The 21,430-nt window shown below is 47.1% G+C and carries 21 protein-coding genes and 1 riboswitch; of the genes, 7 read left to right on the forward strand and 14 right to left on the reverse strand.

Going from position 1 to position 21,430, the window contains the following annotated elements; all coding sequences use genetic code 11:
• Nucleotides 1-74: 74 nt before the first annotated feature.
• Both SIN01_RS09675 and SIN01_RS09680 read right to left on the reverse strand, forming a co-directional pair.
• Complete coding sequence (locus tag SIN01_RS09675) at nucleotides 75-734, reverse strand: VTT domain-containing protein (protein WP_010027872.1); 660 nt, start codon at nucleotides 732-734, stop codon at nucleotides 75-77.
• A 289-nt stretch (nucleotides 735-1,023) separates the two neighbouring features.
• Nucleotides 1,024-1,293, reverse strand: coding sequence for a glutaredoxin family protein (locus SIN01_RS09680; RefSeq protein WP_010023480.1), 270 nt, complete (start codon nucleotides 1,291-1,293; stop codon nucleotides 1,024-1,026).
• Between the two features lie 310 nt (nucleotides 1,294-1,603).
• On the opposite strand from SIN01_RS09680, the gene SIN01_RS09685 reads away from it, so the two are divergent.
• The 5 genes from SIN01_RS09685 to SIN01_RS09705 all read left to right on the forward strand — a co-directional run bounded on the left by SIN01_RS09685 (nucleotide 1,604) and on the right by SIN01_RS09705 (nucleotide 4,999).
• Nucleotides 1,604-2,182, forward strand: coding sequence for an ECF transporter S component (locus SIN01_RS09685; RefSeq protein ID WP_010023482.1), 579 nt, complete (start codon nucleotides 1,604-1,606; stop codon nucleotides 2,180-2,182).
• A gap of 81 nt (nucleotides 2,183-2,263) precedes the next feature.
• Nucleotides 2,264-3,124, forward strand: a complete 861-nt coding sequence (locus SIN01_RS09690) for an energy-coupling factor transporter ATPase (RefSeq protein ID WP_010023484.1) — start codon at nucleotides 2,264-2,266, stop codon at nucleotides 3,122-3,124.
• Nucleotides 3,111-3,974 (forward strand): energy-coupling factor transporter ATPase, encoded by an 864-nt coding sequence (locus SIN01_RS09695; RefSeq protein ID WP_047034831.1) that lies wholly within the window; start codon nucleotides 3,111-3,113, stop codon nucleotides 3,972-3,974. The genes SIN01_RS09690 and SIN01_RS09695 overlap by 14 nt, the downstream gene beginning before the upstream one ends.
• The gene (locus SIN01_RS09700; protein WP_010024737.1) at nucleotides 3,971-4,780 is read left to right on the forward strand and encodes an energy-coupling factor transporter transmembrane component T family protein; all 810 of its coding nucleotides are present in this window, start codon (nucleotides 3,971-3,973) and stop codon (nucleotides 4,778-4,780) included. Before SIN01_RS09695 ends, SIN01_RS09700 begins: the two co-directional genes overlap by 4 nt.
• A 102-nt stretch (nucleotides 4,781-4,882) precedes the next feature.
• Entirely contained in the window at nucleotides 4,883-4,999 is a 117-nt protein-coding gene (locus SIN01_RS09705) for a YjcZ family sporulation protein (RefSeq protein WP_010024738.1), read from the forward strand.
• A 130-nt stretch (nucleotides 5,000-5,129) separates the two neighbouring features.
• Here the strand turns inward: SIN01_RS09705 and SIN01_RS09710 are convergent, their stop codons facing one another.
• From SIN01_RS09710 to SIN01_RS09730, 5 genes are all read right to left on the reverse strand, one after another.
• Nucleotides 5,130-5,870, reverse strand: a complete 741-nt coding sequence (locus tag SIN01_RS09710; RefSeq protein WP_010024739.1) for a YdcF family protein — start codon at nucleotides 5,868-5,870, stop codon at nucleotides 5,130-5,132.
• Nucleotides 5,871-5,930: 60 nt separating this feature from the next.
• The gene (locus SIN01_RS09715) at nucleotides 5,931-6,611 is read right to left on the reverse strand and encodes a DUF421 domain-containing protein (protein WP_141306047.1); all 681 of its coding nucleotides are present in this window, start codon (nucleotides 6,609-6,611) and stop codon (nucleotides 5,931-5,933) included.
• 13 nt (nucleotides 6,612-6,624) lie between these two features.
• On the reverse strand, nucleotides 6,625-7,077 hold the full coding sequence (locus tag SIN01_RS09720; RefSeq protein WP_010024742.1) for a DUF3290 family protein: 453 nt from the start codon (nucleotides 7,075-7,077) through the stop codon (nucleotides 6,625-6,627).
• Between the two features lie 419 nt (nucleotides 7,078-7,496).
• Nucleotides 7,497-8,519, reverse strand: a complete 1,023-nt coding sequence (locus SIN01_RS09725) for an N-acetylmuramoyl-L-alanine amidase (protein ID WP_010024744.1) — start codon at nucleotides 8,517-8,519, stop codon at nucleotides 7,497-7,499.
• A 272-nt stretch (nucleotides 8,520-8,791) separates the two neighbouring features.
• Complete coding sequence (locus SIN01_RS09730; RefSeq protein WP_010024745.1) at nucleotides 8,792-9,745, reverse strand: aldo/keto reductase; 954 nt, start codon at nucleotides 9,743-9,745, stop codon at nucleotides 8,792-8,794.
• Nucleotides 9,746-10,047: 302 nt separating this feature from the next.
• Nucleotides 10,048-10,155, forward strand: a riboswitch (SAM riboswitch).
• 132 nt (nucleotides 10,156-10,287) lie between these two features.
• Between SIN01_RS09730 and SIN01_RS09735 the strand changes: the two genes are divergently transcribed.
• Both SIN01_RS09735 and hemE read left to right on the forward strand, forming a co-directional pair.
• Complete coding sequence (locus SIN01_RS09735; RefSeq protein WP_010024746.1) at nucleotides 10,288-11,415, forward strand: vitamin B12 independent methionine synthase; 1,128 nt, start codon at nucleotides 10,288-10,290, stop codon at nucleotides 11,413-11,415.
• 413 nt (nucleotides 11,416-11,828) lie between these two features.
• Entirely contained in the window at nucleotides 11,829-12,875 is a 1,047-nt protein-coding gene (hemE, locus tag SIN01_RS09740) for a uroporphyrinogen decarboxylase (RefSeq protein ID WP_029548156.1), read from the forward strand.
• Nucleotides 12,876-13,020: 145 nt separating this feature from the next.
• Here hemE and hemB read toward each other — a convergent pair whose 3' ends face one another.
• From hemB to SIN01_RS09775, 7 genes are all read right to left on the reverse strand, one after another.
• The gene (gene hemB / locus SIN01_RS09745) at nucleotides 13,021-14,007 is read right to left on the reverse strand and encodes a porphobilinogen synthase (protein ID WP_010024748.1); all 987 of its coding nucleotides are present in this window, start codon (nucleotides 14,005-14,007) and stop codon (nucleotides 13,021-13,023) included.
• Nucleotides 13,991-14,815 carry a uroporphyrinogen-III synthase gene (locus tag SIN01_RS09750; protein ID WP_010024749.1) on the reverse strand — a complete coding sequence of 275 codons (825 nt, stop codon included), beginning with the start codon at nucleotides 14,813-14,815 and terminating at the stop codon, nucleotides 13,991-13,993. The genes hemB and SIN01_RS09750 overlap by 17 nt, the downstream gene beginning before the upstream one ends.
• Nucleotides 14,805-15,734: a hydroxymethylbilane synthase gene (gene hemC, locus SIN01_RS09755; protein ID WP_010024751.1), complete on the reverse strand. Its 930-nt coding sequence runs from the start codon at nucleotides 15,732-15,734 to the stop codon at nucleotides 14,805-14,807. The genes SIN01_RS09750 and hemC overlap by 11 nt, the downstream gene beginning before the upstream one ends.
• Before the next feature lie 38 nt (nucleotides 15,735-15,772).
• Nucleotides 15,773-17,134: a glutamyl-tRNA reductase gene (gene hemA, locus SIN01_RS09760; protein WP_010024752.1), complete on the reverse strand. Its 1,362-nt coding sequence runs from the start codon at nucleotides 17,132-17,134 to the stop codon at nucleotides 15,773-15,775.
• Nucleotides 17,135-17,373: 239 nt separating this feature from the next.
• Nucleotides 17,374-18,126: a LytR/AlgR family response regulator transcription factor gene (locus SIN01_RS09765; protein WP_010024753.1), complete on the reverse strand. Its 753-nt coding sequence runs from the start codon at nucleotides 18,124-18,126 to the stop codon at nucleotides 17,374-17,376.
• Nucleotides 18,123-19,784, reverse strand: coding sequence for a sensor histidine kinase (locus tag SIN01_RS09770; RefSeq protein ID WP_010024754.1), 1,662 nt, complete (start codon nucleotides 19,782-19,784; stop codon nucleotides 18,123-18,125). Before SIN01_RS09770 ends, SIN01_RS09765 begins: the two co-directional genes overlap by 4 nt.
• Nucleotides 19,785-19,948: 164 nt before the next feature.
• On the reverse strand, nucleotides 19,949-21,181 hold the full coding sequence (locus tag SIN01_RS09775) for an L-lactate MFS transporter (RefSeq protein ID WP_141306048.1): 1,233 nt from the start codon (nucleotides 21,179-21,181) through the stop codon (nucleotides 19,949-19,951).
• Nucleotides 21,182-21,430 lie beyond the last annotated feature (249 nt).

The following is a 21,430-nucleotide window of genomic DNA, read 5'->3' on the forward strand; positions in this document are numbered from 1 at the left end:
AAAAAGCGTCTCAAAGGAATCACGTCCTTTGAGACGCCATCAAATCATTGCTTGTTTTCCTTAATGGTGCACACTTAATCCAATCGTTTTCCTTTGATCCTATTCGTAACCATCACAAGAATCATAGGCAGAAGCGATACAAAGATGATCAGCACCATCATCAACGAAAAGTGTTCTTTAATGAACGGAATTTGACCGAAGAAGAAGCCAGCCAGCAAACCCGCAAGTGTCCAAACAACCCCGCCGATAATGTTGTAAAAAAGGAAGAACGGATAATGCATCCGGCTTGCTCCAGCGATAAAAGGAATAAACGTGCGAATGAATGGTGCAAAACGCCCGAGAAAAACTGCAAATCCACCATATTTATTAAAGAAGTGCTCCGCCTTAACCATTTTTTCTTGATTGATCAATCGCTGAAATCGATTGTGCTTCTCAAAGGACTGACCAATTTCACGCCCCAGCCAATAGTTCAATGTATCGCCCAGTATTGCCGCGATCGCAATCAAAAAAAGAAGCAGTGCCAAACTCAGTTCAGAACCTGCATGGGCAGCGATCGCACCGGCCGCAAACAGCAGCGAATCACCTGGAAGAAACGGGCAAATAACCAGGCCTGTCTCAATAAAAATCACGATAAATAAGATAATATACGTCCATGCGCCATACTGATTGACAATTTGCGTTAAAAATTGATCAATATGGAGAAAGACATCAATAAACCATGATAACGAATTCATCCGTACGTCTCCTTATGTTCATCATTAAAGTCTTTGAATAGCAAATGGAAGAGGCAACTGCTTATGAGGCTTTTGCCTGTTATCATCGTACCTAAAATAACGCCGGCAGAAAACCCCTTTTTTATTTTCGCTTTCGTTTAACAACATTTTGGCGAGATCTCCCTTATTGGAGAAATGCGGCTTATTCCAGTATGAGAAGGTCCAAGATCATGACTTTCTCATTTGCGAAAAAAAAAGAATGCCTCTTGAGTCCGCAGACTTTTGAGACATCCTTATTTGCTGAGCGCCCTCAGCCAATCGCTTCTTTCATGAACGCAGTAATCGTTTCTTCTTTTGAATCACTTAATAATTTGCCTGTTTTTTTATCAATAAATGTCGGAACGGTCAAGAATTGGTATTTTTGCTTCAGCTGATCAAAACGTTTCTGGTCATCCTCGCGTACGAGCAGCTCGATTTGATCGTTATATTTTCCTTCCAGCGCATGGTTTAAGACCATCTTAGCCCGATCGCAATACGGGCATACGGTCTGAGTAATCATCAATACTTTTTTTTCAGCCATCGTATTCACTCCTTTCCTCTATTGTAAACTGTGGTCTAGTGCTCTGTCATCTGTTCTGTTTCACCGGCGAAGTTCAGCTAAGAACAAGCGACACTTCACTGTGGTTATGCCGCTCTTGCTAGTATCCGCGCATGATCCTCTGCTTATTATGTGAAGCGGGAAAATGATGCGAAAAAAGTTACTTCTGTTCTTTAAGAAATTCTATTGACAGTTCCGTAAGCAAAGGGTAATATCAGTCTTAATCCCTTGTAAGCTAGTGGGTTTTATTGAACTAATGTCTTTCATTATTCTTTTCAGAGGAGAGTCGATTATGAGCAAGCAAAGTAAATCATTTGGCGTTCGCGACATCGTACTCGTTGCATTGTTTGCAGCAGTAACTTATTTGGGCATTTCAGCATTGAGAATTCCCTTGCCGGCAGCGGTAGGCGCCCCATTTATTCATTTCGGCAACTCGCTGCTTGTGCTTTCCGTCTTGCTGCTTGGCGGTTTTCGTGGTGGTTTAGCGGGGGCGATCGGACTCGGCTTATTCGATCTGCTCAATGGCTACGCATCCACCGCTCCGGTGACCGTCATTCTCGCTTTTCTTGTTGCAGCAATTGTCAGCGGAGCTTTCACACTGCTCAAACATCAGGACAGCCCGCTCAACATCTTTATTCTTGCTTTGGTTGCCGGAGTATCAAAGATTGCGCTTGAATTCTTGCATGGCTTGATTGAGAAACTGTTGCTTGGGAGTGCATTTACTCCAGCAGTGGTTGCAGCCTTCACCAGTCTTCCTGCAACGGCGATTAACGCAATATCTACAGTGATCATCGTCACCGTACTGTACTTCCCACTCAAAAAGGGATTGTCGATCTTTGATTCAAACAAAGGGGTCTCCAAACCCTTATAAAAAGATGGTATGATTAAGTTCGGACAATCATTTTGTCCGAACTTTTTTATATACCCACAAATCCTACCCTAAGGAGCAGTCATGAGTGCGCTGATTGAAACGCAGAACCTTTATTTTCAATATCTGCATCACCAAACCAAGCAAAAATGGATTTTGAACGGGATCGATCTGTCAATCCATCAAGGCGAGTTTGTCGCGATTCTCGGGCCGAACGGGTGCGGGAAGTCAACATTGGCCAAGCATTTGAACGGATTGCTGCTTCCTTCAGACGGCTCCGTTCAAATACAAGGTATGGATACGGCGGACCACCAAAAGCTTGATGCAATTCGTCAAACGGTCGGCATGGTCTTTCAAAATCCGGATAACCAGCTCATCTCGACGCTGGTCGAAGAAGATGTTGCTTTTGCACCGGAAAATCTTGGCATGAAGCCCAGCGAGATTCAAAGACGTGTGGACTGGGCGCTTGATGCAGTGGATATGCTGGATTACAAACGGCATTCCCCGTTCAAACTATCCGGTGGTCAGAAGCAGCGCATTGCCATCGCCGGCATTCTTGCCATGCGCCCGCAATGCATTGTCATGGATGAGGCAACCTCCATGCTCGACCCAAAAGGCCGAGCCGATGTCATGCGCATTGTCAAACGTCTCAATCATGAATTGGGAATAACGATCCTTTTAATTACGCACCACATGGATGAAGCGGCTGAAGCAAGCCGCGTGCTGCTCATGAATCAGGGAAAAGTAGTTATGGATGATCGACCCGAACACGTCTTTTATCAGATTGATTTGCTCAAACAATTGAAGTTGGATGTGCCGCAGGTCGTCGCGCTTGTGCTGCGCTTGCGACAGCAAGGGATCCGCCTCCCTGATCCAATCATCCACGTTGAGCAATGCATCGATGCATTAACGGCTGTCAGGGAGGAAGATTATGGCACTTATTGAATTAAAAAATATAAATTATTGCTATAGCCCGGGGACTGCTTTTGAAAAGCATGCGCTTCGTGATGTTTCCATGGCTGTTGACGCCGGTGAATCCGTTGGCCTGATCGGGCATACCGGTTCTGGAAAGTCAACGCTGATCCGCCATTTTAATGGACTGCTTCGCCCCAACTCCGGACAGGTGGTGTACCAAGGCAATGATTTATGGAAAAAACCGAACGAAATCCGTTCGATCCGTTTTCAGATTGGGCTGGTTTTTCAATATCCGGAGGCGCAGATCTTCGAGGATACGGTCGGCAAAGATATCGCCTATGGTCCGCGGAATATGGGAATTGGTCAAGAAGAAATGAACGCCCGCATTCGCGAATCCTTGCAATGCGTTGGACTCGACAACTCGTACCTGGAACGCAATCCCTTCCGGCTGTCCGGGGGCGAAATGCGCCGAGTCGCCATTGCCGGTGTCCTTGCAATGCGCCCAAAAGTGCTGATTCTAGACGAACCGGCAGCCGGTCTTGACCCCGAGGGACGTCATGCCCTTTTTGATGCGCTCCGTCACTATCGTCGGAAAAGCGGGGCAGCAGTCGTGCTTGTCTCGCACAGCATGGAAGATATCGCCGATTTTGTTGATCGCGTCGTTGTGCTCGACCAGGGCAGCGTCGCACTGGACGGACCGGTTGCCTCTATTTTTGCTCAAGCCGAGAAACTTGTGTCGATTGGGCTGGATATTCCGCAAAGCACCAAGGTTCTGCTTGGGCTCAAAGCAAAAGGCTACTCCGTTAAAACAGAAGCCTATACCGTTGAGCAGGCAGAGCAGGAGCTGCTTCGTTTTCTTAAGGAGGCGGATCGTCCATGACGCGCGATCTTACCGTCGGTCAGTTTATTCCCGGACATTCACTCATGCACCGGCTTGATCCGCGGACAAAACTGATGCTTACCTTTCTGTTCATCATTCAAGTATTTTTGACAAAAAGTGCGCTCAGTCTGATCTTTTTACTTTTGCTGCTCTGGATTTATATAGTATGTGCCCAAGTGCCCGCGCGAAAAGTATTTCGAGCCGTTCGCCCGATTATTCCGGTGATTATCGTTACCGCGCTGCTGAACATTTTTTATGTATCCGGTCATGTCTTGTGGCACTATGCGTTTCTCCGTATCACAGATCAAGGCTTGTTTACCGGGTTTACTTTACTGGTCCGTCTGATCACACTGATCGCCGGCTGCTCGCTCATTACATACACCACGTCGCTCAATGCATTGGCAAGCGGATTGGAACAATTGCTTGCACCACTGAAACGTCTTCATTTTCCGGTTAGCGAGCTATCGATGACGCTGTCAATCACACTGCGCTTTCTGCCAACGCTCGCTGAAGAGCTCGACCGAATCATCGAAGCACAGAAAGCGCGTGGCGCCCAGTTTGCTACCGGGACAATTCTCAATAGGATCCGCGCCTTTTTTCCGGTGATCCTTCCTCTGTTCATGTCGGCATTCCGTCGTGCGTTTGAATTGACCAATGCGATTGAATGCCGTTGCTACCATGGCGGCGAAGGCCGGACAAAATTGCATCCTTTGAAACTTGGGCGACGTGACTATGCGGCAGTGATCTTTTTCTTGGCTGCATTTGCCATGACACTGATTTTCAACAGTATCCGGCAACCATTTTAATCGCCGGCGAAGCGACAATCCGAAAAAAATCGGTACATTTGCCCTCCCATTCTAGGTAACTGCAACATATAATGCAGTATCCGATCATGAGGGGGTGTTCTGATGGGCGAACCAGTAAAAGGCGGTGCCGGCTGCGGATGCGGTGTAGGAAACGGCTTCGCACTTCTTGTTGTACTGTTCATTTTGTTAATCATTGTAGGTGCAGCATTTTGCTACTAATTCCGATTGAGCGTTGAAAAGCGACGGCTCATTCGACCCGACACCAAATCGAGTGGTGCCGAATGGCGCAAATAAATGTCAAGCCTCCTGAGAAAGGGCATCCGAGCTGCGGATGCCCTTTTCTCGGTTGTTAAAAGCGTGAGGCGAACATCCCGACATATTCCTTTAACGCCGTAAATGCGGTACCTCCACTTGCGGGAACAAACTGACCGGGATAAAGTGCAGCGCGCCTGCTTTCAAGATAATCGGTCGGGTATGGCGTCACGCGAATTCCTTCCTTCTGAAACAGTAAAACCGCACGCGGCAAATGAAAGGCCGATGTAATCAGAATCGGCCGCTTAAATCGATATGCTTCCATTACCTTTTTCGTATTTTGAGCATTGGTTTTCGTTGTAATGCTCTTGGTTTCCGTAATAATCTTGTTCGCAGGTACGCCAAGTGCCATGAGTTGACGCTTACCGATCTCAGCCTCAACACCACTGTCCGGATAGACCTTTCCTCCGCTTAAAATGATCGGTAAATGCGTTTTCTGATACAATCGGAACGTTGTCAGTAATCGATTCGCCGCATTGCCGGACAGCTGCCCCTTCCCTCCTAAATCAGGCGTTCCGAGCGTCGCTCCTCCGCCAAGCATAACCAGGACATCGCCCTTCGGTTTTTCCGGCGGCTGATAATGATTTTCCAGAGGGTGAACCAAAAGAATCCCGGTAAGCGGAATGAAGCTAAGATACATAAGGCAGGTAACAGCTCCAAGCAAAATTGCCCATTTGCTCTTTTTCCGAAACAGAATTACACTCAATAACGCAAGTACCGTCACAAACAGTCCTGGGGGCAATAAAAACCCGTAGATAAATTTAATGATATACGCCACGTTCACCGCTCCCATCCATCACATAGCGATTGCATCGTTGTGAAACACGGCTCGTCGGCCTCAAAGAGGGTCTTTGCGCATAACCGCAACAGGGGAGGTTTGTTTCTCCATATCGTCTGTATATACGGTAATCGAACCCTTGTAGTACTCCGCGCAAAAGACATCTTCCTTCGATTCAATCCCCATGTTCCGAAACACGTCAACCAGCCATTGTTCATCCTTGTCCATCAAATCAAGCATATCATAATCAATCGAACCTTCGGCGACAAGAATAAAGCCAAGCCGTTCGTTATCTTTTTTCAATACGGTGAGATGCCCGTTCTGTTCAACCTGCGCTCTGCTCACATCTTTTATTGTGTAAATGTCCTGCATCCGCAGCATGGTCGCAAAATCGGTAACCGAAAGATTGGCTTTCTTAAAATTTTTGGGAATCATCCTACCCTTATTAACAATGACAATTGGATCACCATCAATCCACTTGCGCACTTCACTGTTTTTCGTCTTCAAGATCCTCATCGTGATAATCAATCCTGACCAGATGAGCAGAACAATCAGAAATTGCATAATTGTAATGTCTGGGTTATAGATCACACCGCCTATGATCCCGCCAAGCACATAATTCTGGATTTGATCGGCAGCAGATAGCGGCGCCAGATTGCCTTTGCCCGACATATTGATGGAAATGACGAGGCAGATGAGACCGATGACTAACTTAATGGCTACGTCCATGTATGAAAACACACTGCATCCCCCTTCACTTTTCGATGAGTTTCACGGAGAATTCATTGATCACCTGAATCCGCTCAAGCATATAATGATCGGGATCGCCCTCTGTTCGTTCCAATCGGTAGAAGTGATCACCTGCCAGAAATAAAGCCACCTCATCCGGCTTCAGATGATTGGTGTAAATGTGATCCACTGGAACATCCAACTCACGTGACAGCTGCCGCATCTGATTGAGCACGCCGCGGTATTCATTTTGTACATGCTCACGGTTCAGCCAATCATTCACTTGGATCCCCGCAAGCAAGATAATCAGAATTCCAGCTAAAAAAATGATCTCCGTATATTTATGGGGCATCCGCCTTTTTCTAAAGCGGAGAATAAAGAAGAAAATAATGAGAAGCAGCGCCGCCATAAAACCAAACTGTACAAAAGTTGCCGTATCGGTTTGGCCTTCGATGTAGTCATAGCTGTAAAAATTCATAGCGATCATCCCTTAATAGACAACTTGTAATCATAAGAATCAACGAGCTGCGTAAAACCAATTCTTTATTCAGTATAACTGTGTGAATAGGATCTATTCCCTTTGAACGATCTATCGATTTTGAATCGATGACACCGCATGATCTTTTTTAAATGTTACCAATTAAAAATTTGATAAATTGTCATTTTTCTTCATTTGTTCATATAATCTTTGGAAATTTATCGAAACGATGAATTTGAACGCTGTCGGCTATTTACTCGCTACACTGCTCATTGCTATATGGTTGTTTACCTTTTTCATGCGGAAAAGAGTTACGACAATCGTAAAACAACACTAAAAAAAAATGCCCAAAAAAATCGAGGAAAGCACTTCTCTCGATTTTTTTGGGTTTTTCACTCATTAGAATGTATCCTTAACAATTAAAACAACGTGTTCCAAGTTTCTGGTCCTACGATTCCATCTACAGAAAGATTATGGCGTCGCTGATAGGCTTTGACTGCTTTCTCGGTCGCAGGTCCAAAGATGCCGTCTACCGAAAGCTTCAGCGCACGTTGGATTCTTTCCACATCGTGGCCGCGGCTTCCCCGTTTGATGATGTGTCCCGGGTACGGAACTACAGCCAAACCACCTCTTAGCGCCTGACTGAGTGCAAGTTGGGTTTGCTGGCCGACAATTCCGTCCACCGTAATTCCTGAGTCACGCTGCAGTGCGCGAACGGCGGCTTCTGTTGCTGCACCAAAGATACCGTCCGCACCCGCGCTGCCCACACTGTATCCGGCATGAATTAAATTCTGCTGCATGACTTTGACCGTTGAACCGTGACTGCCTCTTTGCAGTAATGAAGCAGCCTGAACGGATGAAGGGGCAGCTTCTTTTTTCGGACTTACCACTTTTGGACTTGCCGCACGCGACTTTTTTGACGTGATGGTGCTTCCTAAGATGCCTTCTGCAATGGCCCGACCAATTGCATCGGTATGGGTAGAAACGAAAGTTGCATCGCTTTGATGATCCACGAAGCCGCATTCAACCAGAATCGCAGGAGCCGTCGTATTGCGCAGAACATATAAACTCGAATTCATGTGGACGCCGCGATTTTTTAATCCCGTTACCGCGCAAACTGCATTGAGCACACGCTGCGCAACCCCATTTGTTCGTATATCGGGTTGGTAAACCTCAATCCCCGTTCCACCGCCTGCATTTAAATGGATCGAGACGACTAAACTGAGATTAGTGTGGCTGTTTATTTTGCGCACAATTGCAGCAAGATTCTCGTTTTGTGTTTTTGCTTGGTCATCCGTATCATCGTAGACCGTATGACCTGCTGCTCGAAGATCGTTGATAACCGCGTTCTTGATTTGCCGATTAACGACTTCTTCCTTGATAAACCCCTGAGCACCAGGAACAAAGGAATTATGTCCGGCATGAATACTGTATTTAGCCATTATTAAACAACCTCCTTCTCTTATGTGTATGCACATCCTAGGGATGCCGAAAAGTTAGAACACCTATTATGTAGAAAAAGACACACATGCCTGGTGAAGCGCACAAAGAAAAAGCAGCCGCTTCAGCGAGGAAACCCCTCGAAAACGGCTGCTCCATTCTTTATTTAACCTTTTGCAGTTCTTCATACATTCAGATAATAAAATTGCGCGATCAAGCGTCCCCTGTACTGCACTTCTCATCATACTCCATTAGCATGAGACTGCTCAACGGATTACAAATTTGCGGAAGCAAAGATGTGATCGATCGCTTGATAATCCTCATCACGAAGCGCTATAGAAACACTCGCCACATTCGCCAGCAGCTGTTCCGTTGTGCGCGCTCCTGGAATCACGGGTCCGATCAGCGGATTCTTCATGTACCAAGCAAGAACAAGTTGTGCCGTTGAGACACCATAGCGCGAAGCAATCGGCTTCAGCTTCTCAACTTTTTCAACATTTCGCTTCAATTGATCCGGTTGATACAAATCAATCGACAGACGGTGATCGCCCTCATCAAAATGCGGCAAGTTATCCGGGCTGTAGCGTCCGGTCAAAAGTGCGGCAGCAAACGGTTCATAAGGCACAAAGGTAATCCCACGTTCCTTCAGATAAGGGACAACTTCATGCATCGCATCCTGCTGCAGCAAATTATATTGATTTTCTACTAAATCAACATAACCGTCGGCATCAGCTTCTTTAATTTGTTCTAAGCTAAAGTTCGAAATGCCGATTGCCCGAATCTTCCCCGCTTCTCTCAAGCGCTGAAGTGCTCCGACTGCTTCTGCCTTCGGCGTGTTCTGATCTGGAAAATGGATATAATAGATATCCAAATAATCGGTCTGCAGTCGTTTCAGGCTTTCATCAACTGCTTGCGTCAGAAATTCAGGATTATTATTCAACGTGACGGAGCGATCCGCGGCAATTTGCTGTGCACCTTTCGTTGCCAAAATCACTTTTTCACGATCATTGTTCTTCAGCACGTCACCGATCAGTTCTTCAGAATGACCGAACCCGTACATAAATGCGGTATCAATCATTTCAACATCGTGGTCAATGGCCGTTTGAACGACCTGCTTTCCCATCTCATCATCAAGATTGGGAAACAAGTTATACCCACCAATTTTATTTGTTCCAAGGCCAAGCGGATTTACGGTAAGTTCCGTTCGACCGATGTTCACCTTTTCCATTAAATCACCAGCTTTATACTAGGATAACTTTATCGTAAAAAAGGATGGCATTGCTTGTCAATAATTATGTCCTGATTTGAGCAGACGATCCGTTTTTTTGCAGCGAAACTCGGCCGTTCGCTTTGACCGGCAGCCCCAAAAGATGCATGACTCCATCCGGTCGCTGTTCCACTCATTTTTTGGAACAAACCAGGATCATTTCCGTGAACCAATTAAAGCGATGAACATATTGAAAAAAAAAAGCTTGAAAAACCAATCGATTTAGCGTAGACTTCAAGACAATCAAATAAATGAATCAATCATTCTTATCTAGAGAAGTCGAGGGACTGGCCTGATGACGCTTCAGCAACCGTCGTTTTGCGACAAGGTGCTAATCCCAGCCGGCATTTAAAACGCCGGAGGGATAAGAAGAGACATGAACGTACAGTCTTCTTATTCCCCAAAAAGAAGACTTTTTTATTTGCTCTGAAGCACCCGTTTGATCGCTTAGCGTTCCCTGCGTGATGAATGATTGCGCCGTTAAAATTGAGGAGGATACAGAAATGACCGTAAGCACAGCAAAAAAAGCGCCATTCCGATTCGACCAAGTAGGAAGTCTCCTGCGTCCACAAGCATTGAAAGAAGCACGCAACGCATTTCATGAAGGAAAAATTGACCAGGCTGCATTGACCAAAGTCGAAGATGAGGAAATCAAGAAAATCGTCGATAAGCAAGTTGCATTAGGACTAAAAGCCGTAACCGACGGCGAATTTCGTCGTAGCTGGTGGCATTTGGATTTTCTCGCCAATCTTAAAGGGATAGAAACCTACGCTCAGCATGAAAGCTATAAATTTAAGGGTGCTCATACTCGCGATACCAATGTTCGATTCGTTGATAAAGTAGCCTACAATCCGGACCATCCATTCTACAAAGCATTTACATACCTGCAGCGTATCGTACCTGAAGGCGTGCTGGCAAAGCAAACGATCCCAAGTCCTACACTCTATTTCCGTGATCACCGAGATGATCAAGCCGTTCACTTCTATGAAACACGCGCCGCCTTCTTAGCAGATCTCGCAACGGCCTATCGCCAAACGATCCTGCATTTCTACGAACTTGGCTGCCGCTATCTTCAACTCGACGACACCACCTGGGCCTTTCTGATCGACCGAATCAGCAATGCAAAAAGCAGTGAAGAAAAAGCAAGCTATGAACAACTCGCTCAAGACGGTGTCACGGTCATCAATGCTGCAGTCAAAGATTTGCCTGAAGATTTAACGATCACCATGCACATTTGTCGCGGCAACTTCCGCTCCACCTTCCTGTTTTCCGGCGGCTATGGACCGGTTGCCTCTTATCTTGCACAGCTTAACATCGACGGCTATTTTCTTGAATACGATAATGAACGCGCCGGTGATTTCGCGCCGCTCAGAGAAATTTTCCAACATGGTGCTGACAAAAAGGTTGTTCTAGGTCTCATAACGTCCAAGTTCCCTGAACTGGAATCTGAAGAAAAGCTGCAAAAACGAATTGAAGAAGCAACCGCTTTTGTTCCATTAAAAAATCTATGTCTGTCCACACAATGCGGTTTCGCATCCACTGAAGAAGGCAACAAGTTAACCGAGGATCAGCAATGGGCGAAATTAAAACATGTGGTCACTACTGCAAAGAAAGTATGGAATGACCAATAAACGTTGACCGCATTGACCGCACTGAATGACGGAAAATGAGCCTCTGAAATCAACTCCTTAGGGTGCGATTTCAGGGGCTCTTTTCATTGATTGGACACGGGTTCTGTTCAGAAAAATAAAGTGATCAGATAAGCGGCTGACCTTGCCAGCGCTATAGAGGATGGCGGGAGCAACGGTCTTGCAAAGAATTTCGCCTTCTTAGCCGGCGAGTCCGACAACGGCACGTGCAGCAACGACGTTATAAATACACATCATGCTGCCCGCTGAACCGAAAGATGTATCTCGCAGCTCATAGCAAAATAGGTGCAGGGCTCGTGCTTTTCACGTAAAATGGACGAAGGATGAGCTTACCTCCTTCTATAAATGGATTAAAGGATAAAAGTTAAAGAAAATTGACGAACTTCTTGAAAGGAATGAGTATTCTGTTTAATGATGTTTTTCTGAGGGCGTGTCGAAAAGAAGCTGTACCGTTTACCCCTGTTTGGTTCATGCGGCAAGCGGGGCGCTATCAGTCGGAATACAGAGCAATACGCGAACACTATTCTTTTTTTGAAATCAGCCACCATCCAGATGTATGTGCCAAAGTGACGCGCCTTCCTGTTGAAAAACTCGGTGTTGATGCGGCGATCCTTTTCGCCGATATCATGACCCCGCTTAAGGCACGCGGATTGAAGGTTGAGATTGTTGAAGGGGTCGGGCCGGTGTTCAGCCACCCGATTCGTACAGGCGCCGACTTTTCTCATTGGAAGCCGCTTGAGTCGGCGAGTGATGTGCCTTATGTTCTTGAAACCATTCAACTGCTCCATCAACAATTAAATGTGCCCTTGATCGGCTTTGCAGGCGCCCCGTTTACGCTCGCAAGTTATCTTATTGAAGGCGGACCGTCGAAGAATTATCATCGCACCAAGGGGTTTATGTATGCCCACCCAGAAGACTGGGCGGCACTCATGGAGGATTTGGCAGAAATGACGCTGAATTATCTGCATGCACAGATTCGCTGCGGAGCGCAAGCGGTACAAGTCTTTGACTCATGGGTCGGAGCACTCAGCGCAGAAGACTATCATCGCTATCTCGCACCAACGATGCAACGAATTTTTTCTGAGCTGAAGAAGACGCATGCGGTAAGTTTGTACTTTGCTGCCGGAGCCGGACATCTTTTACCTGAATGGAATCAGCTCCCGGTTGACGTGCTCTCCTTTGACTGGCGGACAAGTTTCGCTGATTTGGAGCGGCTTGGCATTGAAAAAGCGGTCCAAGGCAATCTCGATCCATCGCTGCTTCTTGCGCCGCTTCCGCTGCTGAAGGAACGGGCAAAACGGCTTTTAGAAGAAAGGAACGGAAGGCCCGGATATATTTTCAACCTCGGTCACGGCATCTTTCCTGAAGTCAGCGAGGACAAATTACTTGCGCTGACCCAATTTGTTCACGAGTATTCCAGGCGGTTGCGGTCAGATCAGTAACCATGCAGGCAAACAAAATAAAGGTTAAGCGTTCTCGGTGACTGAAATCCGGTTGTCAACTGGATTCCCGGCACCGAGTTTTTCTTAGTAAAAAACCCGGACAGCTGTTTGTCCGGGTTCATTCATTCTATAGTTTTTTGTCGGATTATTCTTCACGAAGCCAGCGGATCGCGTCCTTTGCATGATAGGTGATAATCAGATCAGCTCCGGCACGTTTCATCGCGGTCAGCGCTTCAAGAACAACCGCTTTCTCATCAATCCATCCATTGAGCGCTGCTGCCTTAACCATCGAATATTCGCCGCTGACGTTATAGGCAACGAGCGGAATATTGGTTTGATTGCGCACATCGCGCAGCACATCAAGGTAAGGCAATGCCGGTTTGACGATCAGAAAATCAGCGCCTTCCTTGATATCCGATTCAGCTTCTCGCAATGCCTCTCTGCGGTTCGCCGGATCCATTTGGTACGTTTTACGGTTACCGAACTTCGGTGCACTTTCCGCCGCATCGCGGAACGGACCGAAGAAGCTGGATGCATATTTCACTGCATAGGACATGATCGGAATTTGCGCGAAGCCTGCTTCATCAAGCGCCTGGCGAATACTGATTACAAAACCGTCCATCATATTAGAAGGAGCAATGATATCCGCTCCGGCTTTTGCCTGTGATACAGCCGTTTTAGCGATATAGGTCAGACTTTCGTCGTTATCCACGTCGTCATTATGAATGATGCCGCAGTGACCGTGATCTGTATATTCACACATACATGTATCGGCAATCACAACCAGATCCGGATACTTCTGTTTCGTTTGCCGGATTGCCTTCTGGACAATGCCTTGATCATCATAAGCACCGGAACCGACCGCATCCTTTTCCTTTGGGATACCAAAAAACATGATTGACGGAATGCCGAGCGAAACAACTTCGTCAAGTTCTTCATCCAATCGGTCGAGCGAGTACTGGTAAACATTCGGCATCGATTTGATTTCCGACTTGATGTTGCTGCCCTCTTCCGTCACAAATATAGGATAGATAAAGTCCGTTGGCCGCAGGAATGTCTCCCGGACCATTGTTCTGAGTACTGAAGTTCCTCTAAGACGACGATGACGGTCAAAGTTAAGCTTGCTGTTCATTTTGATTACTTCCTTCTTTGTTTAAATAGTAGTTTGCCAGTGCGTCAATCATGCTTGCCGCTGTGAACGTTTCCGGTACGACATCCGCAACAACACCAAGCTTTTCAAGTGAATCGGCCGTTGTCTTGCCGATCACTGCCACAACGCAGCGGTTTAAAGCACTGCGCCATCGTTTTTCGGGCAAGAGCTCGGTAAAAAAGCGAACGGCGGATGGACTAGCAAAAGTGATCGCCGAAAGCTGCTTGGATGCGACTGCTTCTTCAAGTCGCTTTTGACTCGCCTGATCCGCAATCGTTTGGTAGAGAACACGGCTCGCCACCTTGATCCCCAAGTCATTGAACCCATCAATAAGTGTTCGATTTGATAAAGAACTGAGCGGGATTGTTACTTGCTCAGCGGCCAACCGACCGTTGCAGAACGCTTCAAGCAGTGCTTGTCCTGTATAAGACTTTGGAATGAAGTCTGCACGGAGCCCATAGGTTTCGAGTCGTTCGCCGGTCTTTTTGCCAACAGCAGCAAGCTTGACCCCTTGCAAACGATCAAGCCGATCAATGAGCTCCATAAAAGCGTCCAAACTATTCTGACTGGTAAAAATCAACCAGTCCGATTGCTGAACAGCCTGCAACCATTTCATGCGTTCGGTTTGGGAAAAGGTTGTCCGGCGATAGGCAATGAGCGGCACAAGCAGCGGTTCACCCCCGCAACTGCGAATATGTTCACAAAGGCTGCCGCTTTGGCTCGCCGCGCGCGTGACCAGCACCTGTTTTCCTTTTAACGTTAACGCATCGTTCCCATGTTCATCTTGCATTTGGATCACTGCCTAGTCGTTTCAGAACAGTACCGGCGCCTTGGTGAAGCAGCTCTTCGGCCGCTTCTACGCCCAGCTCCTCCGGATTCTCGCCAATGCGGCGCGTTTTAAATACTTCTTTTCCGTCAACGGAAGCAACCAGCCCGGTCAGTTCCAGCTTGGTATCGGCACGGCGTTTGCACAAGGCAGCAATCGGCACCTGGCAGCTGCCGTTCAAACGTTTTAACAATGCACGCTCCGCGCGAACAGTAATCTCAGTATCCGGATCGTTGATGGTTTGCAGCAAGGCTTTGAGCTCTGCATCGGACGAACGGCACTCGATCGCCAGTGCGCCCTGCCCAACCGCCGGAAGCATTTCATCGAATGCGAGCGGATGATTTTTTTCATGAACACCAAGTCGTTTCATTCCCGCCGCAGCCAGAATAATCGCATCAAAATCGCCGGATTTTAACCGACCAATCCGTGTATCGACATTGCCGCGCAATGGCTGTACATTCAAATCAGGACGGAGGCTGAGCAGCTGTGCTCCGCGGCGCAAACTGCTTGTCCCCACAATTGCCCCGGGTTCAAGACTGTCCAGCCCATCTCCAGAACGTGTCAGCAACACGTCACATGCGTCTTCCCGCATTGGAATGGAAGCAATCTCTAAACCCCCTGGCAATTCCGCCGGCATGTCTTTCATACTGTGAACCGCAAAATCGATCGCACCATCCAATAAGGCACGCTCAATTTCTTTAACAAACAATCCTTTTCCGCCAACTTTGGACAGCGTCACATTTAGAATTCGGTCGCCTTTGGTTACGATATGGCGGATCGCAAAGGCAAATCGGTCTGATTTATCGCTCAGATCATGGATGACCTGCTCGCTTTGAACCAAAGCAAGCTTGCTTTTTCTTGATCCAACCTGAATCGTCCTCATTTTCTCGCCTCTCTCGTTACTCGCTCAGTCCACCGTGCTTAACCAATAGTCGTTGGTTTGAGCGTTTCGTGTTCCGCTTTTTCAATTCGGAACTCCGTCACCTTTGCTTCTTCTGACTGGCCACGCTGAGGCACATCCCCGTCAATATTAAAAATTTCAGCAAAGTGATCGATGGCATGTTTGCCGTGCTCATGACAGGCTAATTCTTTAATATTATTTATCGGATCGCGCAAGAGCTGATTAATCATGCTCTTCGCCTGTTTGCTGACCACTCTGCGTTCCCGCTCCGTCATTTCCGGCAGCTTATTTTCAATCCGCTTCATCGTATCCGAATGGATCGCCAATGCTTTTCTGCGCAACGCAGAAATCACCGGGACAACGCCCAGTGTGTGCAGCCATTCACTATATTTCTGTTGCTGCTGTTTAATGAATCCCTCAATCTGTTTCGCTGCACTTCGGCGCGCAGCACGATTTTCATCGACGATTCGGTCCAGATCATCAACGTCAAACAAAGAAACGCCATCCATATATGCCGTGACTGGGTCGATGTTTCTCGGCACGCCGATATCGACCAATACAAGTGGCCGATGTTTTCGTTGATCAAGAATCGGCTGAAGCCGTGCTTCCGTAATTAAATAGCTCGGTGCTGAGGTAGAAGCAAAAACGATATCGCACTGTTTCATTTGCTCGTCGAGCGATTCGAGTGAAGCCGAATTCGCCTGAGACTGTTTCGCCAGCTCATCCGCTTTTTCCTTGGTCCGGTTTACAATCGTCAGCCGGCGAACGCCGCTGCTCGACAAATGCTTCTGCGCCAGTGTGCCCATTTCTCCAGCGCCAATCAACAGCACCGATTTATTTTCCAACGGTCCAAAACCATCCTGAATCAGCTTGACCGCTGCATAACTGATCGAAACCGGATGATCGTTGATCTGTGTGACGTCCTGCGCATGCTTGGCAACCGTAAGTGCTTCTTTAAAAAGTTCATTAAAGAAGGTTCCGGTTGTCCGGCATTGCTGCGCATGTACAAAGCTCTCTCGCACCTGTCCAAGAATTTGAGTCTCACCGAGCACCATTGACTCCAAACCGCATGTAACTCGGAACAGGTGTTGGATGGCTTCCTGATCTTCCTTGATGGTCAAATAAGGTGTTAGTCCTTCCAAGGAAATGCCGAACCACTCAGCAAAAAATTTCTTGCTGTAATAGCGACCCGTATGCAGCTGATCGGAAACAACATACAACTCCGTCCGATTGCACGTCGAAAGGATAACATCTTCAAAAATACTTTTTGTTTGCCTCAGTTCTGAAAGTGCCCGCTCCAAATCCTCAGGCTGAAAGCTCAGCTTTTCTCTTATTTCCACCGGAGTGTTTCGATGATTGACGCCAATTGCCAAGATATGCATGAAACGACTCCCTCCGAATCCTTTAATTCACCGAATAGGAACACGAATAAATGCTGTCTAAATTCCATATTTACGGTACCAAATCGAGAAACCAAAATCAAAGTATAAGCGTCAAAAAAAGTGATAAATATCACCATCAAGTCACAAAATGTTCACATATTGTCTATTATAATCCCCGAGTCAAGCGGTAGGTATGAAGCCTCGCGCGGTGGACATCGCGCAAAGAAAGCGCTAAACCGTTACTGATTCAGATGCATCCGCTCGCGAAAGGCTTTGACCTTACTCCTGCTGACTGGAAGCTCCGCATTTAGATCATTCAATCGAACAAGATACGTTTGATTAAACCAAGGCACAATTTCGCGGATTTTGGAAAGGTTAACCAGATAGGAGCGATGGCAACGAAAAAAGAGCGGATCGGGAACCATTTGCTGAAACTCAGACAAGCTCATTGGCATCGTATAGTGAGCATCATTGGTATAGACAAGCGTTACTTTTTCACTGGCTTCTGCGTAGTAGATCGCATTGACCTCTTTAACAATAATGCGTTCATCCTGGCGCAAGTTTATTCGGACCGGCGTGCGCATCGCAGCATTTCCAGCACCGCTTCGCTTATCGTTCGGAAAGTGGTCACGCTTAAATACAGCTTCAAGTTTTGTCAGCATCGGCGCGATTCGCGCTTCGTCATAGGGCTTGAGGATGTAGTCGAATGCTTCAAGTTCAAATGCTTTTGCGGCATGCTCCTTATACGCCGTTGTAAAAATGATATACGGTTTCCGTTTGAACTTGCTGATGTTCCCGGCAAGCAGCATGCCGTCGAGCGAAGGAATATTAATATCAAGAAAGATTGCATCCGTTTCATGATCCTGCAAAAATTTCAGCACATCCAGCCCATCTTCGAAACAATTCGTGACCTTAATCGAGCTGTAGGTTTGAATCAAGTATGCCAGTTCTTCACGGGCCAGTTGTTCATCTTCAACAATAATCGCGTTCATTGACTCACCTTCTTAATATCGAAAAAAACATCCGTCCCCGGGGACAAAGATCGGACCACAAGCCCTTCTCCATAGATTAACTTGACCCGCTGATGAACGTTCAACAGGCCGATTTTCTTTGCCGGCATTTGATTTTGGTACAGTCGCTCAACAATATTCTGATCAATTCCCGGTCCGTTATCGCGCACATGCACGCGCACGCGATCAGCCATTTTTTGCACGCGAAGGGTCACGTTACCCGCTCCGTTTGCTTTTAGTGCGCCATGCTTGATCGCATTTTCAACGAGTGGCTGAATCAGCAGGCTCGGAATGTTCAGATCGACGTCCTCAATCTGATAAGTCACTTCAAGCCGCGGACCAAACCGCGCTTTTTCAATTTCTACATAATCTTTGACCTGCTGAATGGCTTCCTCCATGCTGATCAATTCATCGGTTCGCTCGATATTGGAGCGCATGTAGCCAGAGAGGTGGATGATCAGTGCTCTGGCCTTTCTTGGATCGCGACGAATCAAAGAAGCAATCGTATTTAGAGCATTAAACAGAAAGTGCGGATTGATTTTGGATTGGAGCGCTTGCAATTCCGCCTTGCTTGCCGCCTCCTTGATTTGTTCCAATCGTGAAATTTCAAGCTGCGTCGAAATCATTTGTGACAGACCAATGGCGAGCGACTGCTGCGAATAGGTCATCTTCGTCGCCTTGCGATAGTACATTTTCAGTGTTCCCGTGACCTTTTCCCGTTCTTTTAAGGGAATGATCAGCACCGATTGAATCTGCGGCAAATGATGTTCGGAAGCATCATTGGAAAAGGTAATCGTTCCTTCATGAATGACCTTTTTCGTCAAAGCGCTAACGATTTCCTTGCCTACCGTATAACGCTCATCGCCGAATCCGACATAGGCAAGCACGCTCGCTGTATCGGTCATCGCAACGGCGTCTGCATGGATTTCCTGTTTAATAATCCGGCAGACTTGCGCCAGCGAATCTTTATTCACGGAACGGAAGTAGGGCAGTGTCTTGTTGGCAATATCCAGCGACAGTTTCGCTTGCATCGCGGCAATCTTTTCTTTTTCGCCCTCGACGCTCATGACCAGCAGAACGATAAACCCGATGTTGATTTCGCCTAAGATCATCGGCAATGCAATCCGCGAGACGATGCTCCATCCTTGCTCCGTCGACCCGGACATCAGCAAAATCAGCAGCATCGTCAGCAGTTCGCAGAACATACCGCCGGCAATGCCGTAAATCCAACGCTGCGACTTCTTCACGCTGCGATGAATCCAGACCGATACTAAGCCGGCAAACGTACTTGTGATAAAGCAAGGAAGCGCCGTTACACCGCCGATATCAATCAAGTAGCGGTGCAAACCGGCGACCACACCGGTGGTAATTCCGACCACCGGACCAAAAAGAATACCGCTTGATACAATCGTGGCGACGCGCACGTTCACTAATGAGCCGTCCACATGAATACCGGAATAGGTGCTTAAAATCGCAAACAGACAAAAAATACTCGTCAGAATGGCCAGCTCCGAAGCAGAATGCTTTTCACGCTGCAAAATTTCCTTAAAGCGCGGCATCCGGGTGACTAAGAACAGAAATACAATTAATAAGGCAGCACGCTCAAACAATTGGAAAAGCATGGTCACAAAAGCGGTCATCGGCAATCCACTCCATTACCCACTCTATATGTAAACGATTTACTCTAATTTTAGCAGACTTTTTCTAAAATGATCATGATGACGAGAAAAAAACGTCCTCTCTTTCCTACTGTTTTGTAAGGAAAGAGCAGAACGCGTGGTTAAAAATGATCTTATTTTGCTGGTTAGTCGCCGCTACCGCTGCGTTCTTGCACTTCGCGTGTGGAAAACAGATGTACCTTTTTTGTTCCTGGTACGTGAAGCAGCAGTGCAGTCACAGCAGCGAGCACACAGATGACGGCAATGAAGTTGAAGGTCGGTGCAAACCCGCCGAGCATTCCGGAGATAAACGATACGCTTAAGCCGCCAATGCCAAATCCTTGATAGATCATCCCGTAATTTCGGCTTTGATTCTTCAAACCGAAGAATTCAGCAACGATTGTCGGAAAGATCGTAATGTTGCCGCCGAAGCAAAAAGCGACACTGGCGACGCAGATAAAGAACAGGGAAAAGTTCAACGTAACTTGGCTAAGGATCAAGGCAGCACCCGCCGTAACGAGCAAAGAGACAGCGATCACTTTCAAACGTTCGAAATGATCCGATGCCGCACCAAGAATAATCCGTCCGGTTGTGTTGAAGATGGCAACCAAAGCAACGGCATTTGCTGCCGCCGCGGCATCAAGTCCGGCAAGACTGACACCGATATTGGCAACGCTTCCGATTAAGTAGAGCCCGCTCATGCATGCCGTGAAGAGAACGAAGAAGAGCAAGTAAGCTTCTTTTGTATGAAGCATTCCGCCAACCGTATAATCCTTTTGCGTTTGCTTGCCGCTCTTCTGCGGTGCGGCTTGTGCCTTAGCTTCCTTAATGAGAAACGCACTTGCAAAAAGCAGAACCATTGAAATCAAGCCCCAGTAAAGGAACGTCTGGACCAATCCTGCATGAGCAAGGAAAAAGCTGAGTACATATTTAAACAACAAACTGCCTGTTCCATATGCGCCAACTGCGATTCCGGAAATCAACCCTTTCTTCTCCGGAAAGGATTGGATCGCATTCGAAAGGGTCGTCATGTAGGCGATACCGTTTGAAGCGCCAACGAGAATGCCGGCAAAAATGTAAAGCATCCACAGCGATGTCGAAAGAGCGCCAATCATCAAACCGACGCCCATCCCTGCCCCGCAAACAATCAGCAGACCACGAATTCCCAGTTTCTTCTGAATACTGCTTGCTGAAAGTGTTGAAAACGACAGTGCGAAACTCATAATGGAGAACGTTGCAGCTACTGCACCGATGCTCCAGCCGAATTTGTCCGCGAGCGGCTGATTAAACAAACTCCATGTATAAATGGTTCCTAAACCGACCATGGCGATGATCGTGCCGATAAGTACAGAAAGTCGTGATTCACTTGAGCTTTTCATCCGTGTAACTGTCATGAGTATGACCTCTTTTCGCTCCTATTTTGCTGGGAGGGATATGCTTCATCCCTCCCTTTCCTACACTCATAGTGTAGCAATGAAAGCGATTGTGAAAGCGTTAACAGAATGAGATGACGAATATTAGGTATGAACGGCTGAAATACGCGCATCAGCATCAATTGGCATTGTGTGCCAGCATTTCAGCAGCGAAAAGAGGTCTCGTAAGAAAAACCAAGCTGTGCTTGGTCCTTA

Origin of the sequence: Sporolactobacillus inulinus, from assembly GCF_006539285.1 — a bacterium.
Classification (GTDB): domain Bacteria; phylum Bacillota; class Bacilli; order Bacillales; family Sporolactobacillaceae; genus Sporolactobacillus; species Sporolactobacillus inulinus.

Excerpts from the sequence above, each read along its gene's own strand:
- SIN01_RS09735 (WP_010024746.1), top strand. The coding sequence starts at position 10,288 with ATGACCGTAAGCACAGCAAAAAAAGCGCCATTCCGATTCGACCAAGTA.
- SIN01_RS09770 (WP_010024754.1), bottom strand. The coding sequence starts at position 19,784 with ATGACCGCTTTTGTGACCATGCTTTTCCAATTGTTTGAGCGTGCTGCC.
- hemC (WP_010024751.1), bottom strand. The coding sequence starts at position 15,734 with ATGAGGACGATTCAGGTTGGATCAAGAAAAAGCAAGCTTGCTTTGGTT.
- SIN01_RS09705 (WP_010024738.1), top strand. The coding sequence starts at position 4,883 with ATGGGCGAACCAGTAAAAGGCGGTGCCGGCTGCGGATGCGGTGTAGGA.
- SIN01_RS09695 (WP_047034831.1), top strand. The coding sequence starts at position 3,111 with ATGGCACTTATTGAATTAAAAAATATAAATTATTGCTATAGCCCGGGG.
- SIN01_RS09680 (WP_010023480.1), bottom strand. The coding sequence starts at position 1,293 with ATGGCTGAAAAAAAAGTATTGATGATTACTCAGACCGTATGCCCGTAT.
- SIN01_RS09685 (WP_010023482.1), top strand. The coding sequence starts at position 1,604 with ATGAGCAAGCAAAGTAAATCATTTGGCGTTCGCGACATCGTACTCGTT.
- SIN01_RS09730 (WP_010024745.1), bottom strand. The coding sequence starts at position 9,745 with ATGGAAAAGGTGAACATCGGTCGAACGGAACTTACCGTAAATCCGCTT.
- hemA (WP_010024752.1), bottom strand. The coding sequence starts at position 17,134 with ATGCATATCTTGGCAATTGGCGTCAATCATCGAAACACTCCGGTGGAA.
- hemB (WP_010024748.1), bottom strand. The coding sequence starts at position 14,007 with ATGAACAGCAAGCTTAACTTTGACCGTCATCGTCGTCTTAGAGGAACT.
- SIN01_RS09775 (WP_141306048.1), bottom strand. The coding sequence starts at position 21,181 with ATGAAAAGCTCAAGTGAATCACGACTTTCTGTACTTATCGGCACGATC.
- SIN01_RS09725 (WP_010024744.1), bottom strand. The coding sequence starts at position 8,519 with ATGGCTAAATACAGTATTCATGCCGGACATAATTCCTTTGTTCCTGGT.
- hemE (WP_029548156.1), top strand. The coding sequence starts at position 11,829 with ATGAGTATTCTGTTTAATGATGTTTTTCTGAGGGCGTGTCGAAAAGAA.
- SIN01_RS09720 (WP_010024742.1), bottom strand. The coding sequence starts at position 7,077 with ATGAATTTTTACAGCTATGACTACATCGAAGGCCAAACCGATACGGCA.
- SIN01_RS09675 (WP_010027872.1), bottom strand. The coding sequence starts at position 734 with ATGAATTCGTTATCATGGTTTATTGATGTCTTTCTCCATATTGATCAA.
- SIN01_RS09690 (WP_010023484.1), top strand. The coding sequence starts at position 2,264 with ATGAGTGCGCTGATTGAAACGCAGAACCTTTATTTTCAATATCTGCAT.
- SIN01_RS09765 (WP_010024753.1), bottom strand. The coding sequence starts at position 18,126 with ATGAACGCGATTATTGTTGAAGATGAACAACTGGCCCGTGAAGAACTG.
- SIN01_RS09750 (WP_010024749.1), bottom strand. The coding sequence starts at position 14,815 with ATGCAAGATGAACATGGGAACGATGCGTTAACGTTAAAAGGAAAACAG.
- SIN01_RS09700 (WP_010024737.1), top strand. The coding sequence starts at position 3,971 with ATGACGCGCGATCTTACCGTCGGTCAGTTTATTCCCGGACATTCACTC.